The organism is Amycolatopsis sp. NPDC104863 (assembly GCF_055582965.1).
The window spans coordinates 782,627-802,826 of record NZ_JBVJOW010000001.1 but is presented as its reverse complement, the minus strand read 5'-3'; the positions used below and the strand labels follow the sequence as shown (position 1 = coordinate 802,826).

Genomic DNA, 20,200 nt, shown 5'->3' with positions numbered 1-20,200 from the left:
CGGAATTGCGGTTTCCGAAATTCAGCCGAACGCAGGAATCGGGACGCGCGTGCGCTCCAGATCGGCGAAGAGGTCGCCCAGCTCGTCGACGCGCTCGAGGACCTCGCCGGCGGTGAACCGCAGGTGCGTCACGTGCCGGCAGGCGCGGACCTCGTCCCACGTCACCGGGGTCGACACCGTCGGCTCGTCGCGCCCGCGCAGGGAGTACGGCGCCACGGTGGTCTTGAAGGGGTTGTTCTGGCTCCAGTCGATGAAAACCTTGCCCGGCCGCAGGGTTTTCGTCATGCGCGCGACGACGCGGTCCGGCGTCTCCGCGGCCAGCCGCTCGGCCAGCGCCCTGGCGTACTGCGACGTCTCCGCGCCGTCGGCCGTGACGACCCCCGCGTAGAGCTGCATCCCCTTGGAGCCACTGGTCTTCGCGACCGGCGTGAACCCGTCTTCGGTGAGCACCTCGTAGAGCTGCTCGGCGACGCGGCAGCAGTCGACCACGGTCGCCCCCGGCCCCGGGTCGAGGTCGAACACCAGCCGGTCCGGCGTGCTCCGCTCGTCGCCGTCCTCGACCGTCCACTGGTGGACGTGCAGCTCGAGCGCGGCGAGGTTGGCCGCCCACACCAGCTCGGGCAGGTCGTTGATCAGCGGGTACTCGATGATCTCGGGGTCCTTGCCGCGGCCGCCGACGGCGAGACTCGCGGTCCGGACCCAGTCCGGCGCGTGCCGGGAGACGTTCTTCTCGAAGAACGAGCTGCCGGTGACGCCGTCCGGGAACCGCACGAAGGTCATCGCCCGGTCGCGGATGTGCGGCAGCATCAGCGGCGCGATGCGCGTGTAGTAGTCGAGGACCTCGCCCTTGGTGAACCCGTGCCGCGGGTAGAGCACCTTTTCGAGGTTCGAGAGCGTCAGCTGCCGCTCGCCCACCTGCACCGTGATCCGGCTCCCCGCCACACCGCACACGCTACCGCCCCCGGCGGTGGAGCACATCCGTCACTCGTGGTTATGATGCAGTCGTATCACCAACGAGAGGGGACCACGGTGAAGTTCGACGTGCTGCAGATCGTGGGAGCGGTGCTGACCGTCATCGGCGCCCAGGGCGTCATCCGGCTGCTGATCGACCACGAGCACTTCGGCCTGCTCGGCTGGCTCCACGCCGGTTTCGCGGGCACGCTGGTGTGCTACGTCGTGGCGACGGCGATCGGCGTTGTGCTCGCCGGCTGGGCGCACGACCGCGCCAAGGCGCTCGGCCGCCGCAAGTAGGTCAGCTGGCCGCGTCCTGGATCCCGGCCGAGAGCAGCTCCCGCAGCGCGTCCGAGAGCGACGCGAACATCGGGACCACCGCGGCCAGGCCGGTGATCCGGAACAGCCGGGCGAGGGTGCGGCTGTTCGCCACGACGCCGAACCGGCGTCCCTCGCTGCCGGCCCGTTCCGCGGCCGCCGCCAGCGCCCGGGCGCCGGCCAGGCCGACGAACGCCACCTTCGTCAGGTCCACCACCGTGGTGCCCGGTGGCGCCGCCCGCAGCTCGCGGTCCAGGATCGGCAGGGTCAGGGCGTCGATCTCGCCGGTGAGGGTCAGCACGAGGAAACCGGGGCGGTACTCCGTCCGGCGCGCCGCGAGCGGCGCGGACCGGGGCGGGACCGGGGAGGTGGGGGACACGGGGTCGTCAGGCCTTCCGCGCCGGGCGGGCCGGCGTCGCAGCGAGGTGATCAAGGACGGGGTCTTGATACCCAAAGTCCCGCGCGGGAAACGCCCGCTTTCTCCGGGCCTCCCACGATCCGGGAAACTCGGCACCCTCGAAGAAAAGCGAGCCCCCCGATCGTGCGGTTTGCGCCTCGCGTCGCTCCGGGTAACCGAACCGGGGAACCGAGGAGGCGTCATGACCGACCGGCGGTGCCGATGATGTACAGCGAAGTGGTCGTTGTCGGCCAGGTGGCCTGCGACCTCGTGCTCCCGGCCGCGGACGCGCCGGTCGAGCACGGACAGGCGACGCTCGGCGGGAGAGGCGCCCACCAGGCCGTGGCGCTGCGTCAGCTCGGGACGTCGGTGTCCCTGGTCGGCGTGGTCGGCGACGACCCCGCCGGCGACGCGCTGCGCGCCCAGGCCCGGGCCGACCGGATCGGGACGACCCACGTCGTCCGCCGGCCCGGCACCGAGACCGCGCGGCTGGTCGAGGTGGTCGACGACCAGGGCCTCCGCCGCCACCGCGAGCACGTCCCGGACGGCACGCTCGTCACCGAGACCGACGTCTTCGCCGCGTCCGCGCCGATCTCGGCCGCGGCCTCGCTGATCGTCCAGCTGCGCCAGCCCGCCCCGGCGGCGCTCCTGGCGGCCCGGCTGGCGCGCCGGGCGGGCACCCGGGTCGTGTTGGACGGCGCGCCGGAGTCCCTGACCCCCGAGCTGCTGGCGCTGGCCGACGTCGTCCGCGCCGACGGTCACGACGCCGAACTGCTCACCGGCGGGCCTCTGGCCGACGTCGCCACGGCGGCCCGCGCGGCCACCGACCTCCGCCGGCGCGGGCCGTCGCTCGTGGTGCTCGAGGTGACCGGGCAGGGCACCCTGTTCGCCGGGCCCGAGGGCACGTGGTTCCTCCCGGACGTCGAGACCGAGGTGGTCGACCCGACCGGCGCGGGGGACGCCCTGGTCGCGACGCTGACGGCGGCGCTCACCCGCCGGCGGCCGCTGGAGACGGCGGCGTGCCTGGCGGTGGCCGCGGCGGCGGCGACCACCGAGCACGCGGGCGGACGGCCCCGGCTGACCCGGCCCGACCTCGACCGGCTGCAGCCGCAGGGGCTGGAAGTCGTCCACGCGTGAACCCGGTTACAGCCCCGGCAGCTCCTGCGCCACGCCGAGCAACGCCGCGAACGGGTCGCCGCGCTCGGCCAGGCGCGCCGGGACCTCGCGGATCGTCCAGCCGTCCGGTTTCAGGTCCGGGTCGTCCAGCTCGTCCCACTCCAGCGGCACCGACACCGGCGCTTCCGGCCGCGGGCGGACGCTGTACGGCGCGACCAGCGTCTTGTTCCGCACGTTCTGCGTGTAGTCGAGCCGGGCGCGGCCCCGGCGCTTGTCCTTCGTCCACGCCCAGCTGACCAGCTCCGGGAGCACCTGCCCGATGGTCTTGGACACCGTCTCCGCCCACGTCCGGGTCTCCTCGAACGTCCGGTGCGGCGCGATCGGCACCCAGACCTGGACGCCGCGCTGCCCGGTCACCTTGGGCCGCCCGGTCAGGCCGAGGTGCTCCAGCGCCGTGCGGTGCAGCCGCGCCAGCTCCAGGACGTCGGCGAACGTCGTCTCCGGGCCCGGGTCGATGTCGAACAGCACCCACGTCGGGTGGTCGACGTCGGCGGCGCGGGACGTCCACGCGTGCAGCTCCAGCGCGCCGTAGTTGGCCAGCCACGCCAGTGTCGCGACGCTGTCGGCGACGACGTAACGCTGGCTCTCACCGGCGTCGGCGCGTTCGTTGTGCCAGGTGGTCAGCCACTCGGGCGCGTGCCGCGGAACCTCCTTCTGGTAGAAACCCGGCTCCGTCACCCCCTCCGGGAACCGCTGGGTGTTGAGCGGGCGCCCGGCCAGGTACGGCAGTATCGCCGGCCCTACCGTGACGTAGTAGCGGATCAGGTCCCGCTTCGTGCCGGGCGCCGGGCCGGGGAAGAGCACCTTGTCGAGGTTGGTCAGCGTGAGCTCCCGGCCGCCGATCGACCACTTTCCCTTGGCGCCCAGGTCGTCGAGCGCCGCCAGCTCGTCCTCGGTCGCGGCTGGGAAGCCGACGGCCTCCTCCGCCTGCGCGGCCGGCCGGTCACCGTGCCACAACGCCGAGGGCGCGGCGGCCACTTCGTCGTTCGTGCGGCCGCTCTTCACCGACCGCGGATGGTCCTCGGCGTCCCAGCCGGCCTGGTCGTGTTCGTCGGTCTTGTGCAGGAGGAACCACTGTTCCTTGTCCCCGCGGCTGGTGCGCACCAGGACGAACCGCCCGGCCAGCTTCTCGCCGTCGAGGTCGAAGTGCAGCGTGCCCTCCTCGATCGCCCGGGCCGGGTCGGGCTCGACCGGCCGCCAGACCCCGCGGTCCCAGACGATGACGTCGCCGCCGCCGTACTCCCCGTGCGGAATGACCCCTTCGAAGTCGGCGTACTCGATCGGATGATCTTCGACGTGCACTGCCAGCCGGCGCGCTTTCGGGTCCAGCGAAGGACCTTTCGGCACCGCCCAGCTGACGAGCACCCCGTCGAGCTCCAGCCGGAAGTCGTAGTGCAGCCGGCGGGCGCGGTGCCGCTGCACGACGAACCGGTGACCATCGGGGCCGGATGCGCCTCCGCCGGCCGGTTCGGCGGTCCGGCCGAAGTCACGCATCTCCTGGTAGCGCCGCAGTTTGCGGTCCGCCGGGCTCACCGCTCGACCCACACGGCCGCGTCCGCAGGCACCCGGCCGTCCACCAGAGGCACACTCGCGAGCAGCACCCGCGTGTCCCCGGGCAGCTCGTACGGCTCGGCGGACAGGTTCACCACACACTCGAACCCCGGCTCCCGGCCGAACCTCAGCACGCCCTCCCGTGCGGGCAGCCACGCCAGCGTCCCGTCCCCCAGCGCCGGGTGCGCCCGGCGGGCGGCCAGGGCGGCGCGGTACAGGCTGAGCACCGACACGGGGTCGGCAGCCTGCTTCTCCGCGGTCAGCTCCCGCCAGTGGCCGGGCTGCGGCAACCACGTCCGGACGCCGTCCTCGGTGAACCCGAACGGCGGCGCCGTCCCCGACCACGGCAGCGGCACCCGGCAGCCGTCGCGCCCGCGGCGGGTGTGGCCGGAGCGTTCCCACGTCGGGTCGGCGAGCACCGCTTCGGGCAGGTCCTCGACCTCCTCCAGCCCCAGTTCTTCGCCCTGGTACAGGTAAGCGCCGCCGGGCAGCGCCAGCATCAGCAGCAGCGCGGCGCGGGCCCGTCGGCGGCCCGGTTCGAGGCCGGACTCCCCCGCGAAGCGCGTCACGTGCCGGACGACGTCGTGGTTGGACAGCACCCACGTCGCGGGCGCGCCGACCGCGCCCAGCGCGTCGAGGGTCCGGTCGACCACCGCCCGCAGCTTGACCGCGTCCCACTCGCCCAGCAGGAAGTCGAAGTTGAACGCCGTGTGCAGCTCGTCCGGGCGGACGTACCGCGCCAGGCGGTCCGGCCGGTCGACCCACGCCTCGGCCACGAACACCCGGTCGGGGCCGAACTCGCCGGCGACCTTCCGCCACGAACGGTAGACGTCGTGCACGCCGTCGCGGTCCCAGTGCGGGCTGACGTCGGTTTCGGCGCCGAGGTCGGGGAACCCCGGGTCCTTGAGCAGGCCGTGGGCGACGTCGATGCGGACGCCGTCGACGCCGCGCGCGAACCAGAACCGCAGCAGGTCCTCGAACTCGGCGCGGACCTCGGCGTGGTCCCAGTTCAGGTCGGGCTGCTCGGGGGCGAACAGGTGCAGGTACCACTCGCCACCGGGCACGCGGGTCCAGGCCGGGCCGCCGAAGACGCTGCGCCAGTCGGTGGGCGGCAGCTCGCCGTCCACGCCGCGGCCGGGCCGGAAGTGGTACCGCGCGCGCTCGGGTGAGCCGGGGCCGGCGGCCAGCGCGGCCCGGAACCAGGGGTGGCGGTCGGAGGTGTGGTTCGGGACGACGTCGATGATCACCCGCAGGCCGAGCCGGTGCGCCTCGGCGAGGAGCTCGAGCGCGTCCTGGTCGCCGCCGAAGAGCGGGTCGACCGACCGGTGGTCTTCGACGTCGTAACCGCCGTCGACCATCGGCGAGCGGTACCACGGGGTGGTCCACACGGCGTCGACACCCAGATCGGCCAGGTACCCGAGCCGGGAGCGCAGGCCGGCGAGGTCACCGACACCGTTGCCGTCCGAGTCGGCGAAGCTCCGTACGTAGACCTCGTAGACCACGGCGTCGCGCCACCACTCGTTCATGGATCCGAGTATCTACGCTGAGGGCATGGATTCGTCGTTGTACGCGGGCAGCGCCGAGTACTACGCGCGTGGCCGGGCCGCCTACCCGCGCGAGCTCGCCACCGCGATCGTGGCCGAGGCCGGGCTCGACGGGTCGGGCCGCCTGCTCGACGTCGGCTGCGGGCCCGGTTCGCTGACGCTGCTGCTGGCCGGTGAGTTTTCGGAAGCGGTCGGGCTGGACGCGGACGCGGACATGCTCGCCGAGGCCGGGCGCCTCGCCGCCGTGGCGGGGATCGGGAACTGCCGCTGGGTGCACCGGCGGGCCGAAGAGCTGCCCGCCGGGCTGGGCCGGTTCCGGCTGGTGACGTTCGCCCAGTCGTTCCACTGGCTCGACCGGCTCCAGGTCGCCACGACGGTGCGCGCGATGCTGGAGCCGGGCGGCGCCTGCGCCCACGTGCACGCGACGACGCACCAGGGCATCGAGGGCGAGACGCTCGCGCACCCGCCGCCACCGCACGACGCGATCACCGAGCTGGTGCGGAAGTTCCTCGGCCCGGTGCGGCGCGCGGGCCAGGGCTCACTGCCGAACGGGACGGCCGGCGGTGAAGCGAAGATCTACCGGGCCGCGGGGTTCGGCGGCCCACGGCGGTTCGAGGTGCCGGGCCGGGTGGTCGTGCGGCAGCTCGACGACGTCGTGGCAGCGGTGTTCTCACTGTCGAGCTCGGCGCCGCACCTATTCGGGGACCGGCGGGCGGAGTTCGAGGCCGAGCTGCGGGGGCTGCTGGGGCGGGCGAGCCCGGAGGGGGTGTTCGCCGAGACATTGCGGGAGATCGCGGTCGACCTCTGGTGGCCGTGACCGGGCCGCGGGAGCTGCTGAGGCGGGTCAGCCCGGAGGGGGTGTTCGCCGAGACACTGCGCGAGATCGCCGTCGACCTCTGGCGGCCATGACCGGCCACGGGAGCTGCCGGAACGGGCCAGCCCGAACGGCATGTTCGCCGAGACACTGCGCGAGATCGCCGTCGACCTCTGGCGGCCATGACCGGCCACGGGAGCTGCCGGGACAGGCCAGCCCGAACGGCATGTTCGCCGAGACCTTGCGCGAGATCGCCGTCGACCTCTGGCGGCCATGACCCAGCCGCGGGAGCTGCTGGAACGGGCCAGCCCGAACGGCGTGTTCGCCGAGACACTGCGCGAGATCGCGGTCGACCTCTGGTGGCCGTGACCCGGCCGCGGGAGCGGGATGCTCGCCACGGCCGGCCCCGTTCACCAGGGGTTGTTCGTGAACCCGTCGTCGTCCTCGTCCATGCGTGCGCGGCGGCCGCGGCGGGGCGGCTCGTCGCGGGGTGACGGCGGGGCCATCGGGGGCGCCGACGTCGGGGCGAACGGGGACGCCGAGCCCGGCTCGCCGCCGAACGCGTCCGAGTCGAAGGCCGAAGGCGGCTCCGCGCCCGAACGGTCTGTGCTCCACCCCGACTTCGTCTTGCGCTGAGCGAGCTCCCGGCGGCGCTGGACGTACCGCTCCGCGGCCTGGACCTGCTTCGTCATGTACTCCTGCGAGCGCGCCTTGATCTCCTCGCCCCGCTGTTCCCGCAGCGCGCGGCGCTCGGACTGCTCGCGGACCAGGCCGTCCAGCTCGGCCTTCATCCCGCTGATGTCGGTCATGCGTCCTCCCGTGCCACGCTCACCACCGGCGGGCGGCCGGCGGCTCCTCCTCGTCCAGCGAGCCGACGATCCGGCCGGTCGGCTCGGCGATCGGCTCGAAGACACCGCCGTCGATCCGGTAGGCCCGGTTGCTGCGCTCCTGGTCGCCGCCACCGCCGCCGGCGCCGCCCATGCCGCCCATCGGCGCCATCCCGCCGCCGCCGAAGCTCTGGCCGGCCGCGCCGGGCGCCCCGGCACCCGCCGGGGCGAACGCCGCCGTGGCGGGCTGCGGCTGGTGCGCCGCGGTCCCGCTGTGGGCGCCTTCGGACAACGACGGCGTGTCGCCCAGCGCGCCCGACGCCGCTCCGGCGCCGACCGGGTCGAGACCGGCCGACGACAGGCCACCCCCGCCACCGCCGCCGAGCCCCTCGTGCCCGCCGCCACCGCCGCCGGTGAGCCCGTCGAGGGTGCCGCGGTGGGTGGGCAGGTCGTCGATCTTGCCGCCGTGCGCGGGTGAGATCGGGGTGTCGCCGAGGGCGTCCTTCTTGCCGCCTCCGAGCGTGTCGTCGGCGAGGTGGTGGGCGCCGCCCGGGGTGTTCTTGTCGTCTTCGCCGAGGGTGTAGGTGGTCGGCTTGCCGCTGCCGTCGTCGACGGTCACGACGGTCGGCCCGTCCGGCCCGTCGGGCCGCTCGGCGGTGATCTTCACCCCGCCGTCGTCGATGTGGATCTTGCCGTCCGGGCCCGGGCAGTGGACGTCGTCCGTCCCTTGTGGACCGTCGCCCGCCTTCGCGTCGTCGGACCAGTCGAGCTTGTAGTCCTTCAGCGGGCCGGATCCGTCGCCGACCTTGATGTCCATCTTGCCGTCGTGGTCCGGCTCGGTCATCTCGAAGGTCTTGTCGCCCTGCTTGACCTTCAGGGTGTCCGGCGTGTCGTCGCCGTTCTTGTCGTCGCCGAGCAGGCTGTCCGGCTTGCCGTCGCCGTCCTTGTCTTCGCCCAGCGGATGGTCCGGCTTGCCGTCGCCGTCCTTGTCCTCGCCCAGCGGGCTGTCCGGCTTGCCGTCGCCGTCGGTGTCGAGGCCGGGGTGGTCGCCGCCCGGTTCGGTCTTGATCGGGTCGCCGCTGAACTCCTTCAGCGCGTCGGCCGCCTTGTTCTTCGCGTCCTCCGCAGCCTGCTCGGCCGCGGCCTTGCCGTCGTCGCCGGAGCCCGAACCGGACCCGGACCCGGACCCGCCGCCCGAGCCGGAACCGCCGCCGCCGAGACCTTCGTCGCCGCCGAGGCCGCTTCCGGCGCCGGATCCACCGCCGGCGCCCGAATCCGTCTCGATGCCCGGTCCGCTGAACTCGGCCAGCGCGTCGGCGGCCTTCTTCTTGGCCGCTTCGGCGGCCGCGGCCGCCGCGTCCTGACCGCCGGAAGACGGCGGCGGCACCGAAGACGGCGAAGTGTCGTCACTACCCGAACCCGAACCCGAGCCGGAACCGCCGGAGCCCGAACCGCCACCCGAGCCGAGGTCGGACCCGGAACCCGCGCCCGCGCCCGAATCCGTCTGGATCCCCGGGCCGCTGAACTGCTTCAGCGCGTCGGCCGCCTTGTTCTTGGCCTCTTCGGCGGCGGCTTGGGCCGCGGCCTGGCCGTTGTCACCAGAGCCGGAGCCGGAACCGGAGCCAGAACCCGAACCGCCGGAGCCCGAACCGGACCCGCCGCCCACCGGACCGCTGTCGGAAGGTGTTGTCGTGTCGGGGATCGGCGGCACCGAGCCACCACCCGAGCCCGAACCACCGGAACCCGAGCCCGAGCCGGAACCCGAGCCGCCGCCGTCGGGAATCCCCGAGCCGGAGCCACTGCCGGAACCGCCTGAACCCGAACCGCCACCGCCCGGACCACCGCCGCCGGGAATGCCCGAACCGGAGCCACTCCCGGACCCGCCACCCGAGCCACCGGAACCCGAACCGGAACCGCCCGAGCCGGAACCCGAGCCACCCGGACCGCCGCCCGTGCCACCGGTTCCCCCGGGCCCCCCGCCGGAACCCCCCGGCAGCGACACCCCTTCGAACTCGTTCTTGACCTTGCCCATGACCTTGTCGAGCGCGTCGTACGCCTGGTCGACGAGGTCCTTGGTGTCCTTGCAGGTCTTCGCGAACCCCTGGTAGAGCCGGTCCCACATGTCGGGGTTGAACTGGTTCTGGATCCACTGCTTGGCCAGGTCCTGGCCGTGCTTCTTGATCTCGTCGCCGTCGCAGCAGCCCTGGTCGTTGAGGGTCTTGACCAGGTTCGTGCCGAAGTTGAGGTCCATCCAGCCCGCGATCTGGGCCAGGTCCTGCTCGTTGCCGTGCTCGCCGCTGGCGACCGCGATGACCTTCTGCGCCATCGTGTAGTCGGCCTTGCCGACCAGGTCGGTGTACATGCCGACCACCGCGTCGGCCTTGCCCTTGCACAGCTGGAACACCGTGGTGGCGGTGTTCAGCGTCGCCTCGCTCACGTTGCCGAGCGTCTGGGACAGCTTCGAGGCCTTGGGCTGGATCTTGTCGTTGTAGGTGTCGGACGCGGCGTCCGCGCCGGCGCCGGTCCACGTCTTGAAGAGGGAGCCCAGCTGCGAACCGGTGTCCTCCACCGTCTGGTCCACCGTCTCCGAGCCGGTCTTGAAGTGCGCGGCGTCGTTGACGAAGTGCTCGAAGCTGATCCCGCGCTGCTCGTCGAACGGCGCGCGGATGTCCTTGTCGAGGTCGATCGCGCGGGTGTTGCCCCGGCAGTCGGCGGGGATCTTCGCCAGCAGCGACCCGAACGTCTCGAACAGCTTCAGCGCGGGAGCGGCGGCGTCGAAGATCTCGTCCGACGTCTTCGTCCCGGAAGCGCCCGCGCCGTTCTCCCCGGCGGCGGGCGGCTTCGTGCCGTCGAGCTTGGCCTTGCCGTCGTCGACGGCCTTTTTCTCCTGGTCTTCGTTGTAGGAGTTCTGGTCGCCGCTCGACTTCGCCTTGTCGTAGGCCTCGTCGACCGACTGCCCGGCGAACAACGGGTTCGCGTTGTACGCGGTCGCGTACTTGTCGGCTTCCTGGCGCTTCTGCTTGATGTCGTCCGGTTCCTGGTCGGCCAGGAACGGCGGCGGTGGCGGGTTCTCCCGCAGCCAGCTGCTGATCAGCGTGCTCTTCTGGGCCGCCGGCACGCTCGGGTCGTCGAGGATCGCCTTGACGTCGGACCACTTCTTCTTCTCGGCCATCAGAGCGACCCTCCGGCGTTCGTGATCGCGCCCGCCTGGTTTTCCTCGTTGGCGCCGTAGGCCGACCCGGCGGTGCCGAGGTTCGTGCCGAACGAGCCCAGCGTGGTGCTGTAGCCGGAGACCGCGGCCCACAGGGCCTGCGCGCCCGCGGTGTACTTCGCGGCGTGGGCGTTGTGCGCCCGGCCGAACCCTTCCGCGGTCACCTCCGGCGTCTCCAGGTCCGGGTTGTCGTCCAGCAGGTGCTCCGCCAGGTCACCGATCGTCTTGGACGCCGTCGACAACGCTTCCGTCGTCGCGGTGTACCCCCCGCCGCTCATGTCAGCGCCTTTCCTCGGATTCTTCGGTTCCCAGGGCTTCCGCGAGCACGCCGGCCACGGATCCCACGTCGGTGAAGCGGTCGAGCAGGTCGAGGTCGATGGTGACCCCGTAATAGACCTCGAGTGCCGCCAGGAGGCGGATCCGGCCCTTCGAGTCGATGCCGAGCTCCTCCAGCGGGGCGTCGGGCTCGACGAGGGCCGGGTCGAGCCGGAAGGTGTCGATGACGACCCTCGTGACCTCGGCGCGGTGATCACCCACGGCCGCCACCATAACGTGCCTTGGCGGCCGACCGAGCGACCTTGCCACTGGATGTGCGCGGAAGTCCGCCGGAAGGGACCAGACGTACCGCACGGAGCGTGAGATCGTGCTCCTTCGACACCGCGCGCAGCACGGCCCGGGTCACCTCTTTGGTGTCCGCCTCGGCGCCGCGCACCCATTCCGCGACGACGACAGCCCCTTCGCCCTCGTCGTCGGACACCCCGTACGCGGCGACGCGGTCGCGGCGCACCGCGGGGTGGGCCTCGCCCGCGGACGCTTCGATGTCCTGCGGGTGGAAGTTGCGGCCGTCGATGACGATGAGGTCCTTGAGCCGGCCGGTGACGTAGAGGTCGCCGCGGTGCACCACACCGAGGTCGCCGGTGCGCAGCCAGCCGCCGAGGCCGCCGAGGGTCGCGCCGAACGCCGTGCCGTCGCCGCGGCCCCAGTACCCGGTCGCGACGTTCGGGCCGTGCACCCAGATCTCGCCGACCAGGCCGTCGGGTTGCTCCTCGCCGTCGTGGACGATCCGCACCAGCTGCCCGACCGGACGGCCGACCGACAGCAGTTCCTGGCCTTCGACGGTTTCGACGGCCCGGCCCTGCGCGAGGGCTTCGCGGTCGAACACCGCGCCCCGCGGGCCTTCCGGCCCCGCGCTCGCGACGTAGACGGTGGCTTCGGCGAGCCCGTAGGACGGCCGGTGCGCTTCGCGGCGGAACCCGTGCGGCCCGAAGACCTCCTGGAACCGCTCGACCGTGCGCGGCCGGACGGGTTCGCTGCCGTTGAGGGCGACACTCACGCCGGAAAGGTCGAACTCGCCCGCACCCGCGGCGTCGGCCGCGAGGTCGTAGGCGAAGTTCGGGGCGGCGGTGAACACCGCGGGGTAGTCGCTCAGCTGCCGCAGCCAGCGCTCCGGCCGGTGCACGAACTCGGCCGGGGCCATGAACACCGAGCGCCCGCCGGCGAAGACCGGCAGGCACAGCAGCTGGATCAGGCCCATGTCGTGGAAGAACGGGATCCAGCCGGCACACGTCGTGCCCTCGTCGACGGCGTAGGCGCGGCTGCCCTGCCAGCAGGCCGCGACGATCGCCCGGTGCGGGACGACCGCGCCGGCCGGCTCGCGCGTCGAACCGGAGGTGTACTGCAGGTAGGCGGGCGTTTCCGGCTCCGACGGCACCGGGTCGGCGCCCGGGCCGGCCAGGTCGTCGATCACGATCAGGCCGTCCCCCGGCAGGCGCTCCGCCACGGCTTTCGACGTCAGCCGCAGCCGTGCGCCGGAGTCGGCGAGGATCCCGGTCAGCCGCTCGGCCTGCGCGGGGCTCGACGGCGCCATCAGCGGGACGGCGACCAGCCCGGCGGCGAGCGCGCCGAAGAACGCGAGCGGGTAGGCGAGCTCCTGCCCGGCGAGGATCGCGACCCGCTCCCCTGGCTCGGCGGCCCGGCGCAGCTCCCCGGCGACCACGCGGACCCGGGCGGCGAACTCCGCCCACGTCAGCGTGTGTTCCGTGGTGTGCGAGTGGTCCTGGTGGGTGAACAGCGGGCGCTCGTCGTCCGCGCGGGCGAACAGGCACTCCACGATCGAGGTGCGCAGCACCGCTTCGGGCACGGACACGGTCGGACGGGACACGCTCCGCAACCTACTGGACGCCCCGGCTCCGGTTCGCCCGCGGTGCGCGGTGCTTTGTGGACGCTGCCCGCGGGCAGCACCGAGCGCCCGGGCCGCCGTCCTGCTCACGGGCCGGGCGGCCGTCCCAGGCGCCACCACGACCACTCGGACGCGGCGGGCCCGCGTTCGGTTCCCCTCGGTTCCGGCCGGTTTCCGATAGCAGTTCCCCCGGTCATCGTCAACACATCCGGCGGTAACTGGCATCGTTCCGGTGCGGCCTGGCACCCCGCCAGTATCGGGCCCCAGGCGTTGTCGGCGACCCCGTTCGTGGCCCACGGTGGAGATCGTCTTCACAAGCCCGGACAAGGCGGTGACCCGTGCGTTTCGACCTTCTCGGCCCACTCGACGTAGTCCACGACGGACGCCCGGTCGTGCTGCGCGGGGCGACCCAGCGAGCCGTGCTGGCCTTCCTCCTGCTCCACCACAACGAGGTCGTCGCGACGAGCACGCTGCTCTCGGCCCTCTGGCCGGACGGGGTCCCCGCGACCGCGCGCAAGATGGTGCAGAACGCCGTTTCCGGGCTCCGCACGACGCTCGCCGCGCGGTCCGGCGCCGGGGAGGAGCCGCCGATGCTGCTCACCCACGCGCCCGGGTACCTGCTGCGGGTCGACGGTGAGCAGGTCGACGTCGCCCGGTTCCGGCGGCTGGTCGCGGCCGGGCGGGCCGCGGCAGGCGACGACGAGACGGCCATCGCGGCCTACCGCGAGGCGCTCGGGCTCTGGCGGGGCCGGATGCTCGCCGACCTCGCCGAGACCGGGGTCGCCTGGCCCGAGCTCACCGCGCTCGAGGACGAGCGGCTGGCCGTGCACGAGGAGCTGTTCGCGCTCGAGCTGGACCGCGGGCGCCACCACGAGGTGCTGACCGACCTGCGGGCGCTGGCCGAGGCCCACCCGAACCGCGAGCGCCTCAACGGCCAGCTGATGACCGCGCTGTACCGCTGCGGCCGGCACGTCGACGCGCTCGAGGTCTTCCGCGCGACCCGGGTCGCCCTCGCCGAGGGGCTGGGCCTGGAGCCGGGCAAGGAGCTGCGCGAGCTGGAGCGGGCGATCCTGCAGCACGACGACACCCTGCTGACCCACGAGCCGGCGCCCGAACCCGCGCCCCGGCCCGTCGCGCCGCCGGTCCTGCCGACGCCGCCGGTCACGCCCGCACCGCCCGTCTCGCCCGCGCCGCCGGTGATCGCGGTCGCCCCGGCCCGCCCGGAGCCGGCCGACGCCGAGCGGAAGCCGGTCGTCGTGGTCGGCATCGCCCCCGCCGACACCGGCGACGACGACCCCGAGGACGCCGTCGAGGTCCTCGCCCGGCTGCGCGCCGTCGCCGAAGAAGAGGCCGAAGCCGAGGGCGCCCACCTGCCCGGTGGCCCGGGCCCGGTGCAGCTGGCGGTGTTCGGCCTGCCCGGCACCCGCGACGACGACGCCGTGCGTGCGGTCCGCACCGCGCTGCGGATCCGCGACCGGCTGGCCGCCGCGGGCGTCGTCACGCAGATCGGCGTCGACGCCGGGGACGTCCTGGCGGAGTCCTCCCCCGGCGGGCCGGTGGTCACCGGGCCGGTGCTGGACCGCTGCGTCCGGTCCGCGCTGGCCGCCCCCGACGGCCGCGTCCGGGTCTCCGACGCGGTGCGAGAGGCGAGCGAGCCGACGGTGGTCTACGGCGCCGCCGACGACTCCCCCGACTGGTGGCAGGCGGCTTCGGTGCGTCCGCACGTCGTGGCCGAGACGCCCGACCCCGGCACGTTCGCCGGCCGCGACCACGACCTCGCCCTGCTGGCCCACTTCCTCGGGTTTGTCGAGCACGGCGGCCGCCCGCACCGGATCACGGTGCTCGGCGAGCCCGGCATCGGCAAGACGCGGCTGCTCGCGGAGTTCGGCGAGCTGCTGGCCAAGCGGCCCGAGGTGCGGGTGCTGGAGGCGTCCGGCGACCTGGCGGCGACGTTCGCCGGCGCGCCGGGGCTGCTCCCCCGCACGGTGGCCCGGCTGCGCGCCGAGGGCGACGACGACGCGTTGCGCGCGGCCGCGACCGAGCTGACCGCGCACGGGCCGCTGGTGGTGCTGGCCGACGACGTCCACGAGTCCGGCCTGCCGGTGTCCGCCCTCGGCGGCGCCTGCGCGAGCCTGCCGGTGCTGGTGGTCGCGACGGCGCGCCCCGGCTCGCCCGAGCCGGCGCCGGGCTCGGCCGGGCAGACGACGGTCACCCTGGCCCCGCTCGCCGACGACGCGGTGGCCGGCCTGCTCGACGTCCTGCTCCCAGGCACGACCCGCCTGGCCCGCGGCAAGCGCGAGCTGATCACGCGCATCGGCGGCAACCCGCGTTTCGCGCACGCTTACGCGGACAGCGTCCGCGGCCGCACAACGCCGTTCGCGGCCCAGACGACACCCCCGCTGGTCCGCCGGACGCTGTCAGCCCTGCTGGACAGCCTGCCCCCGGCCGAGAAGGCGGTCCTGAAGGCGGCGACGCTGACCGGAGACGTCTTCGACGCGTCCGACGTGGCTTCGGTCTGCGACCGGTCCGCCTCGGAGGTAGCGGCGGCGCTGACGGCATTGACCGAGCGCGACGTGCTGCAGCGCGAGGAGGACGGCTTCACGTTCCGGCGCGCGGCGCTGCGGGAGCTGGCCTACCAGCGGATCCCGCGGTCGGTGCGGACCGAGCTGCTGCGCCGTCCGGTGAGCCGGGCGGCCCGCACGGAGATCCCCGCCTGAGCGTCCGCGTCTTGTGCCGCCTCTCGCCTGCGGGAGGCGGCACAGCCATGTCCCCCACACGGCGGGAGTCCCGGCGCACGACAAAGCCCCGGCCACCGAAGTGACCGGGGCTTCCTCGTGTCCGACGTCAGCCGGTGGGGCGCTGCATGACGTCCGAGTCGTACTTGACCGCCGACGCCTCGTGCCGGGAACTGAACGGGCACTTCCAGTCCTCTTCGGTCATCCGGCCCGCGAAGTGGCGGGACGGCATCTGGTACTCGTACGTCGTGAAGCTCGGGTTCACCGAGCCGTTGTTCGTGTTCTCGCGCTTGCGGATCGCGTCCTGCATCGAGAAGAACTTGTCGCCCAGGAGCATGAACTGCATCAGGGAGTTGAACGCGATCGCCGGGCGGACGAACCGGCGGCTCGCGCGGGACGCGCCCGGGTGCATGCCGACGATGAAAAACGCGTGGCCGGCCACGTGGAAGCCGAAGTTGGGCTCGGCCGGGTCGGACGTCGCGCCCTCGTCGAGGCCGTACGTGCGGCTGTCGATGTCGTGCATCAGCTGGAGGTGGCGCCACAACAGGCGCTCGTGCTCCTCCTCGTCGAGGATCCCGCCGGGTGTCTCGAACGTCGAGACGAACGTGCGGAAGCTCTTGTCCGACAGCGTCGGGCGGATGCCCCGCGCGTACCCGAGCAGGTCGCGGTAGTTGGCGCGGGCCGACGCCGGGTCGCCCAGTGCCGGGTAGTGGCCGTGTTCGATGGAGCCGCGCTTGAGCGCCGACCGGGCGCCGAGGCAGCTGAACTCCTTGGTCTGGATGAACTCTTCGAGCTCCGCTCGCGGCTCGCTCATGTCGCTCCTTTCCCGTGCGCTCCGGCCGGGGTCCGGCCCGGGAGCCAGTCGAAGGCGCGCACCGTCACCGGGCGCGCCGGGACGGCCAGCGCCGCGGCGTGGCCGGGGCCGGCGGCCAGTTCCGTGACCGTCCATTCGGGACTGTCCGGGCACCCCGCTTCGCCGCCGGTGAGGGTGAAGGCCGGGCCCGGGAGCCCGGCCAGGCCGACCCCTTCGGCCTTGAGGTAGGCCTCTTTGCAGGTCCAGTACCGGAAGAACGTCTCCGGCTCGGCGACGTCGGCGGCTTCGGACGCGGCCAGCGTGCGTGACGCCAGCCCGACGTGGTCCACGGCGCGGATCTCCTCGACGTCGACCCCGACACGCACCCCGGCGGCGACCGCGACCAGCGCCAGGCCGCCGGAGCGGGACAGGCTGAACTCCAGCCCGGAGTCGCCGGCCAGCGCCGGGCGGTCGCCGTCGCGGGTGAACCGCAGCTCGCCGGGCACGTACCCGGCGAGCACGTCGCGCAGGGCGACGTGCGAGGCCAGGAACCGGGTGCGCTCTTCGTCGACCGTGATCCGGGCCGCGCGGCGCAGCTCGTCGTCGGACAGCCGGCCGAGCAGGCCGCAGACGTCGGACACGCCGAGGACGCGGCCCAGGCCGATCCGCCAGACGTGCACGTCGCGGCCCGGCCGCAGCCGCTCGCCGACCGCGCCCGAGGGCTGCCGCCACGCCGGCGACCAGTCCGTGGTCACCGCGCCAGCCTCCGCCGCATCACCCGCAGCAGCTCCGGCACCCGCTCCTCGAGGTAGAAGTGCCCGCCGACGTAGGTGAACATCGCCGGGTCCGTCCCCAGCTCGAGCCACGCGGCCAGCTCGTCCTCGCTCGCCCGCGGGTCGTGGTCACCGCCGAACGCGGTCACCGGCACCGGCAGCCGCTCCCCCGGCACGTGCCGGTAGGTCTCGTTGACGGCCAGGTCGGCGCGCATCAGCGGCAGGAACATCGCCAGCAGCGACGGCTCCCGCCGCAGGACGTCAGGCAGCCCGCCGAGGGCGTCCAGCTCCGCGGCGAGCCGGTCGTCGGGCAGCGCGCGCAGCGGCGGGCGCGTGTCGGGCAGCTGGGGCGCGGCCCGGCCGGACACGAACAGGTGCCGCGGCAGGGTCGCGCCGCGCTCGGCGAGCCGGCGCGTCAGCAGGTACGCCACGAGGGCGCCGAGGCTGTGCCCGAAGAAGGCGAAGTCCCCGGTCAGCGTGTCGGACAGCCCGTCAACGGCGTCGTCGACCAGCGCCTCGACGCTGTCGTGCGGCCGTTCGCGGCCCCGCTCGGCGCGGCCGGGCGGCTGGACCGGGAGCACGACCAGGTCGTCCCCCGCGGCGGCCGTCCAGCTCCGGTAGACCGCCGCGCTCGCCCCGGCGTGCGGGAAGCAGAACAGCTTCGTGGCGCCGGTCGCGGGCAGCCCGCCGGGCAGCCACGGCCGCGCGGTCGCCGTGGTCATCGCACCTCCAGCGTCAGGTAGGCCGGCGGCGGCTGGATCTGCCCGAGGTCCGACTCCAGCACCAGCTGGTTGCCGTCGCGGAAGATCTCGCTGAACCCGGCGAACGCGTAGGTCACGTACATGACGCGGTTGCGGCCGGTCTCGACGAAGTCCGCGCGCAGCTTGGCGCCCTCGGCCTTGGCCAGCCCCATGATGTGGTTGAGCAGCACCGTGCCGACCCCGCGGGACATCACGCGGCACGACATCAGCATCATCCGCAGGTGCCAGGCTTCGGCGCCGCGCTCGGCGAGCGCCAGGCCGATCTTGCCGTAGCCGCCGTACTTGTCCGACAGCGACGCGACCAGCAGCACGTGGTCGGGTGAGGTCCGCAGCCGGTCCAGCTCGTCGTAGGAGTAGGTCCGCCCGGTCGAGTTGAGCTGGTTGGTGCGGACGGTCAGCTCCTCGGCGCGCTGCAGGTCTTCGCGCTGCGCCGCCGAGATCGTGAACGTCATGTCCAAAGTGGACAGGAACTCCTCGTTCGTGCCCTCGTAGTCCTGCTCCACCTGGTCCCGCTCGGCGGCGGCCCGGTAGAGCTGACGGCGGACGCGCGACTCGTCGGTGACGAACTTGGGCCGGAACTCCTCCGACGCCAGCGTTTCCGCCAGGTCTGCGACGTCGACGGTCTTCACCGCGGGCAGCGCGTGCGCGACCTCTTCCAGCTCGAACGGCTGGTCGTCGACGAACGCGATCGCGTCCAGGCCGATGTTGAGGGCCTTCGCGATCCGTTCCACGGACCCGGACTTCGGGTTCCAGGTGATCTGCGGGTGCAGGAAGTACTCGGCCAGCCCGGCCGCCTTCAGGCGCGCCATGGCCGCGTCGTGGTCGTTGCGGCTGGCCACCGAGTGGAGCACACCCAGCTCGTCGAGCCGCTTGATCTCGGCGACGACGCCGGGGCGCACCGTGACGTCGCCGTCCTCCAGCAGGGTGCCGTCCCACACCGTGTTGTCCAGGTCCCAGACCACGCACTTGATGCGGCCGCGCTTCGGCTTCTCCGCCACCGCCGTGGTTTCCGCGCTGGTCATCCCGCCACCTCCCGGTAGGCCTCGTCCGCGATGGTCAGCTCCTGGATCTGGGTGCTGCCCTCGATGATTTCCATGACCTTCGCGTCCCGGTACAGCCGCGCGACGGGGTAGTCGGGGCCGCAGCCGTTCGCGCCGTGGATCTGGACGGCGTCCGACGCCGCCCGCGCGGCCGCGGTGGACGCGAAGTACTTGGCCACCCAGGTGGCCATGATCGTCGCCGGGTCGCCGGCGTCCTTGAGCCGCCCGGCCTTCTCGCACAGCAGCCGCGCGGCGTCGCGCGCGGTGACCATGTCGCTGATCTTGGCGCGGATCTGCGGCAGGTCGCGCAGCAGCCCGCCGCCGGCCGAGCGTTCCGAGGTGTAGGCGGCGGACGCGGCCAGCGCGGCCCGCACGATCCCGACCGAGCCGCAGGCGACGCTGTAGCGGCCGAGGTCGAGCGCGCCGGTCATCACCGTGCCCGCGGCCCAGCCCGGCGGCCCGACCAGCGCGTCCGGGTCGAGCCGGACGTCGTCGAACTCGATGGTGGCCAGCATGCTGGCCGTGGTGCCGAGCACGTGCCGCACCGGCGTGACCCGCACGCCGGGGTGGTCGGCCGGCACCAGGAACGCCGTCATCCCGTTGGCGGTGTGGGCGAACACGAGCAGCAGGCCCGCCCGCTGGCCGCCGGTGATCCACTTCTTGCGGCCGGTGAGCGTCCAGCTGCCGTGGCCGGCGACGGCGACGGTGCCGGCCGCGGTGGCGTCGCTGCCGCTGAAGTCCGGGTCGGTCAGGCAGAACGCGCCGAGGGTGTCCCCGGCGGCCAGGGCCGGCAGCCACCGCTCACGCTGCTCGTCGTCGCCCCAGCGCTCGACCGTGGCGGTGACCATGGTGTGCACGGTCAGCAGGCTGCGCAGCGACGAACAGCCGCGGCCGACCTCCTCGTGCACCCGCCCGAGGGTCACCATGTCCATGCCCGCGCCGCCGGACTCCGCCGGCAGGAACGGGGCCCACAGGCCGAGGTCGGCCACCCGCCCGCGGACTTCGTGGGGAATCTCTTCGGCCTGCTCCCACCCGTTCGCGTGCGGGGCGACCTCGTCGTCGACGAAGCGCCCGACCACCACGAGCTCGGGAGCCTCCGGCCGTGTCCTCGCCGTCACCTCGGCCTCCCC

Annotated in this window: 18 protein-coding genes; 4 read left to right on the top strand and 14 right to left on the bottom strand. The window is 73.5% G+C overall.

Features of this window, described 5'->3' with window-relative positions; genetic code table 11:
- Nucleotides 1-21 precede the first annotated feature (21 nt).
- Nucleotides 22-942 carry a non-homologous end-joining DNA ligase gene (ligD, locus tag ACZ63J_RS03460; RefSeq protein WP_465399931.1) on the bottom strand — a complete coding sequence of 307 codons (921 nt, stop codon included), beginning with the start codon at nt 940-942 and terminating at the stop codon, nt 22-24.
- An 87-nt stretch (nt 943-1,029) separates the two neighbouring features.
- Here ligD (ACZ63J_RS03460) and ACZ63J_RS03455 point away from each other — a divergent pair, with 87 nt between their 5' ends.
- Complete coding sequence (locus tag ACZ63J_RS03455; protein ID WP_465399932.1) at nt 1,030-1,251, top strand: hypothetical protein; 222 nt, start codon at nt 1,030-1,032, stop codon at nt 1,249-1,251.
- 1 nt (nt 1,252) lies between these two features.
- Here the strand turns inward: ACZ63J_RS03455 and ACZ63J_RS03450 are convergent, their stop codons facing one another.
- Nucleotides 1,253-1,648, bottom strand: coding sequence for an STAS domain-containing protein (locus ACZ63J_RS03450; protein ID WP_465399933.1), 396 nt, complete (start codon nt 1,646-1,648; stop codon nt 1,253-1,255).
- A gap of 243 nt (nt 1,649-1,891) precedes the next feature.
- Here ACZ63J_RS03450 and ACZ63J_RS03445 point away from each other — a divergent pair, with 243 nt between their 5' ends.
- Nucleotides 1,892-2,803 carry a PfkB family carbohydrate kinase gene (locus ACZ63J_RS03445; protein WP_465399934.1) on the top strand — a complete coding sequence of 304 codons (912 nt, stop codon included), beginning with the start codon at nt 1,892-1,894 and terminating at the stop codon, nt 2,801-2,803.
- Nucleotides 2,804-2,809: 6 nt separating this feature from the next.
- Here ACZ63J_RS03445 and ligD (ACZ63J_RS03440) read toward each other — a convergent pair whose 3' ends face one another.
- Both ligD (ACZ63J_RS03440) and ACZ63J_RS03435 read right to left on the bottom strand, forming a co-directional pair.
- The gene (gene ligD / locus ACZ63J_RS03440; protein WP_465399935.1) at nt 2,810-4,375 is read right to left on the bottom strand and encodes a non-homologous end-joining DNA ligase; all 1,566 of its coding nucleotides are present in this window, start codon (nt 4,373-4,375) and stop codon (nt 2,810-2,812) included.
- Nucleotides 4,372-5,919 carry a glycoside hydrolase family 13 protein gene (locus ACZ63J_RS03435; protein ID WP_465399936.1) on the bottom strand — a complete coding sequence of 516 codons (1,548 nt, stop codon included), beginning with the start codon at nt 5,917-5,919 and terminating at the stop codon, nt 4,372-4,374. Before ACZ63J_RS03435 ends, ligD (ACZ63J_RS03440) begins: the two co-directional genes overlap by 4 nt.
- A 25-nt stretch (nt 5,920-5,944) precedes the next feature.
- Here ACZ63J_RS03435 and ACZ63J_RS03430 point away from each other — a divergent pair, with 25 nt between their 5' ends.
- A complete protein-coding gene (locus ACZ63J_RS03430) occupies nt 5,945-6,754 on the top strand; it encodes a class I SAM-dependent methyltransferase (RefSeq protein ID WP_465399937.1) in 810 nt (269 codons plus the stop codon).
- 407 nt (nt 6,755-7,161) lie between these two features.
- Here the strand turns inward: ACZ63J_RS03430 and ACZ63J_RS03425 are convergent, their stop codons facing one another.
- Genes ACZ63J_RS03425 through ACZ63J_RS03405 form a run of 5 tightly spaced genes read right to left on the bottom strand, consistent with a single transcriptional unit; the run spans nt 7,162 to nt 12,950 of the window.
- Nucleotides 7,162-7,560, bottom strand: coding sequence for a hypothetical protein (locus ACZ63J_RS03425; RefSeq protein WP_465312130.1), 399 nt, complete (start codon nt 7,558-7,560; stop codon nt 7,162-7,164).
- 19 nt (nt 7,561-7,579) lie between these two features.
- The gene (locus ACZ63J_RS03420; RefSeq protein WP_465399938.1) at nt 7,580-10,750 is read right to left on the bottom strand and encodes a WXG100 family type VII secretion target; all 3,171 of its coding nucleotides are present in this window, start codon (nt 10,748-10,750) and stop codon (nt 7,580-7,582) included.
- Entirely contained in the window at nt 10,750-11,067 is a 318-nt protein-coding gene (locus ACZ63J_RS03415; protein ID WP_465312132.1) for a hypothetical protein, read from the bottom strand. Before ACZ63J_RS03415 ends, ACZ63J_RS03420 begins: the two co-directional genes overlap by 1 nt.
- A 1-nt stretch (nt 11,068) precedes the next feature.
- Nucleotides 11,069-11,338: an acyl carrier protein gene (locus ACZ63J_RS03410; protein WP_465312133.1), complete on the bottom strand. Its 270-nt coding sequence runs from the start codon at nt 11,336-11,338 to the stop codon at nt 11,069-11,071.
- Entirely contained in the window at nt 11,319-12,950 is a 1,632-nt protein-coding gene (locus ACZ63J_RS03405; RefSeq protein WP_465399939.1) for a fatty acyl-AMP ligase, read from the bottom strand. Before ACZ63J_RS03405 ends, ACZ63J_RS03410 begins: the two co-directional genes overlap by 20 nt.
- A 356-nt stretch (nt 12,951-13,306) precedes the next feature.
- On the opposite strand from ACZ63J_RS03405, the gene ACZ63J_RS03400 reads away from it, so the two are divergent.
- Nucleotides 13,307-15,685 (top strand): BTAD domain-containing putative transcriptional regulator, encoded by a 2,379-nt coding sequence (locus tag ACZ63J_RS03400; RefSeq protein WP_465399940.1) that lies wholly within the window; start codon nt 13,307-13,309, stop codon nt 15,683-15,685.
- A 127-nt stretch (nt 15,686-15,812) separates the two neighbouring features.
- On the opposite strand, the gene gntA is transcribed toward ACZ63J_RS03400, so the two are convergent.
- Genes gntA through ACZ63J_RS03375 form a run of 5 tightly spaced genes read right to left on the bottom strand, consistent with a single transcriptional unit; the run spans nt 15,813 to nt 20,188 of the window.
- A complete protein-coding gene (gene gntA, locus ACZ63J_RS03395; RefSeq protein WP_465341167.1) occupies nt 15,813-16,517 on the bottom strand; it encodes a guanitoxin biosynthesis heme-dependent pre-guanitoxin N-hydroxylase GntA in 705 nt (234 codons plus the stop codon).
- Nucleotides 16,514-17,251 (bottom strand): 4'-phosphopantetheinyl transferase family protein, encoded by a 738-nt coding sequence (locus tag ACZ63J_RS03390; RefSeq protein ID WP_465399941.1) that lies wholly within the window; start codon nt 17,249-17,251, stop codon nt 16,514-16,516. The genes gntA and ACZ63J_RS03390 overlap by 4 nt, the downstream gene beginning before the upstream one ends.
- Nucleotides 17,248-17,991, bottom strand: a complete 744-nt coding sequence (locus ACZ63J_RS03385) for a thioesterase II family protein (protein WP_465399942.1) — start codon at nt 17,989-17,991, stop codon at nt 17,248-17,250. The genes ACZ63J_RS03390 and ACZ63J_RS03385 overlap by 4 nt, the downstream gene beginning before the upstream one ends.
- The gene (locus ACZ63J_RS03380; RefSeq protein ID WP_465399943.1) at nt 17,988-19,052 is read right to left on the bottom strand and encodes an HAD-IIIC family phosphatase; all 1,065 of its coding nucleotides are present in this window, start codon (nt 19,050-19,052) and stop codon (nt 17,988-17,990) included. The genes ACZ63J_RS03385 and ACZ63J_RS03380 overlap by 4 nt, the downstream gene beginning before the upstream one ends.
- A complete protein-coding gene (locus ACZ63J_RS03375; RefSeq protein WP_465399944.1) occupies nt 19,049-20,188 on the bottom strand; it encodes an acyl-CoA dehydrogenase family protein in 1,140 nt (379 codons plus the stop codon). Before ACZ63J_RS03375 ends, ACZ63J_RS03380 begins: the two co-directional genes overlap by 4 nt.
- Nucleotides 20,189-20,200: the final 12 nt, after the last annotated feature.

What these genes read in the sequence shown, in the direction of transcription:
- ACZ63J_RS03445 (WP_465399934.1), top strand. Translation starts at nt 1,892, where the DNA reads ATGTACAGCGAAGTGGTCGTTGTCGGCCAGGTGGCCTGCGACCTCGTG.
- ACZ63J_RS03435 (WP_465399936.1), bottom strand. Translation starts at nt 5,919, where the DNA reads ATGAACGAGTGGTGGCGCGACGCCGTGGTCTACGAGGTCTACGTACGG.
- ACZ63J_RS03430 (WP_465399937.1), top strand. Translation starts at nt 5,945, where the DNA reads ATGGATTCGTCGTTGTACGCGGGCAGCGCCGAGTACTACGCGCGTGGC.
- ACZ63J_RS03425 (WP_465312130.1), bottom strand. Translation starts at nt 7,560, where the DNA reads ATGACCGACATCAGCGGGATGAAGGCCGAGCTGGACGGCCTGGTCCGC.
- ACZ63J_RS03420 (WP_465399938.1), bottom strand. Translation starts at nt 10,750, where the DNA reads ATGGCCGAGAAGAAGAAGTGGTCCGACGTCAAGGCGATCCTCGACGAC.
- ACZ63J_RS03415 (WP_465312132.1), bottom strand. Translation starts at nt 11,067, where the DNA reads ATGAGCGGCGGGGGGTACACCGCGACGACGGAAGCGTTGTCGACGGCG.
- ACZ63J_RS03410 (WP_465312133.1), bottom strand. Translation starts at nt 11,338, where the DNA reads ATGGTGGCGGCCGTGGGTGATCACCGCGCCGAGGTCACGAGGGTCGTC.
- gntA (WP_465341167.1), bottom strand. Translation starts at nt 16,517, where the DNA reads ATGAGCGAGCCGCGAGCGGAGCTCGAAGAGTTCATCCAGACCAAGGAG.
- ACZ63J_RS03385 (WP_465399942.1), bottom strand. Translation starts at nt 17,991, where the DNA reads ATGACCACGGCGACCGCGCGGCCGTGGCTGCCCGGCGGGCTGCCCGCG.
- ACZ63J_RS03380 (WP_465399943.1), bottom strand. Translation starts at nt 19,052, where the DNA reads ATGACCAGCGCGGAAACCACGGCGGTGGCGGAGAAGCCGAAGCGCGGC.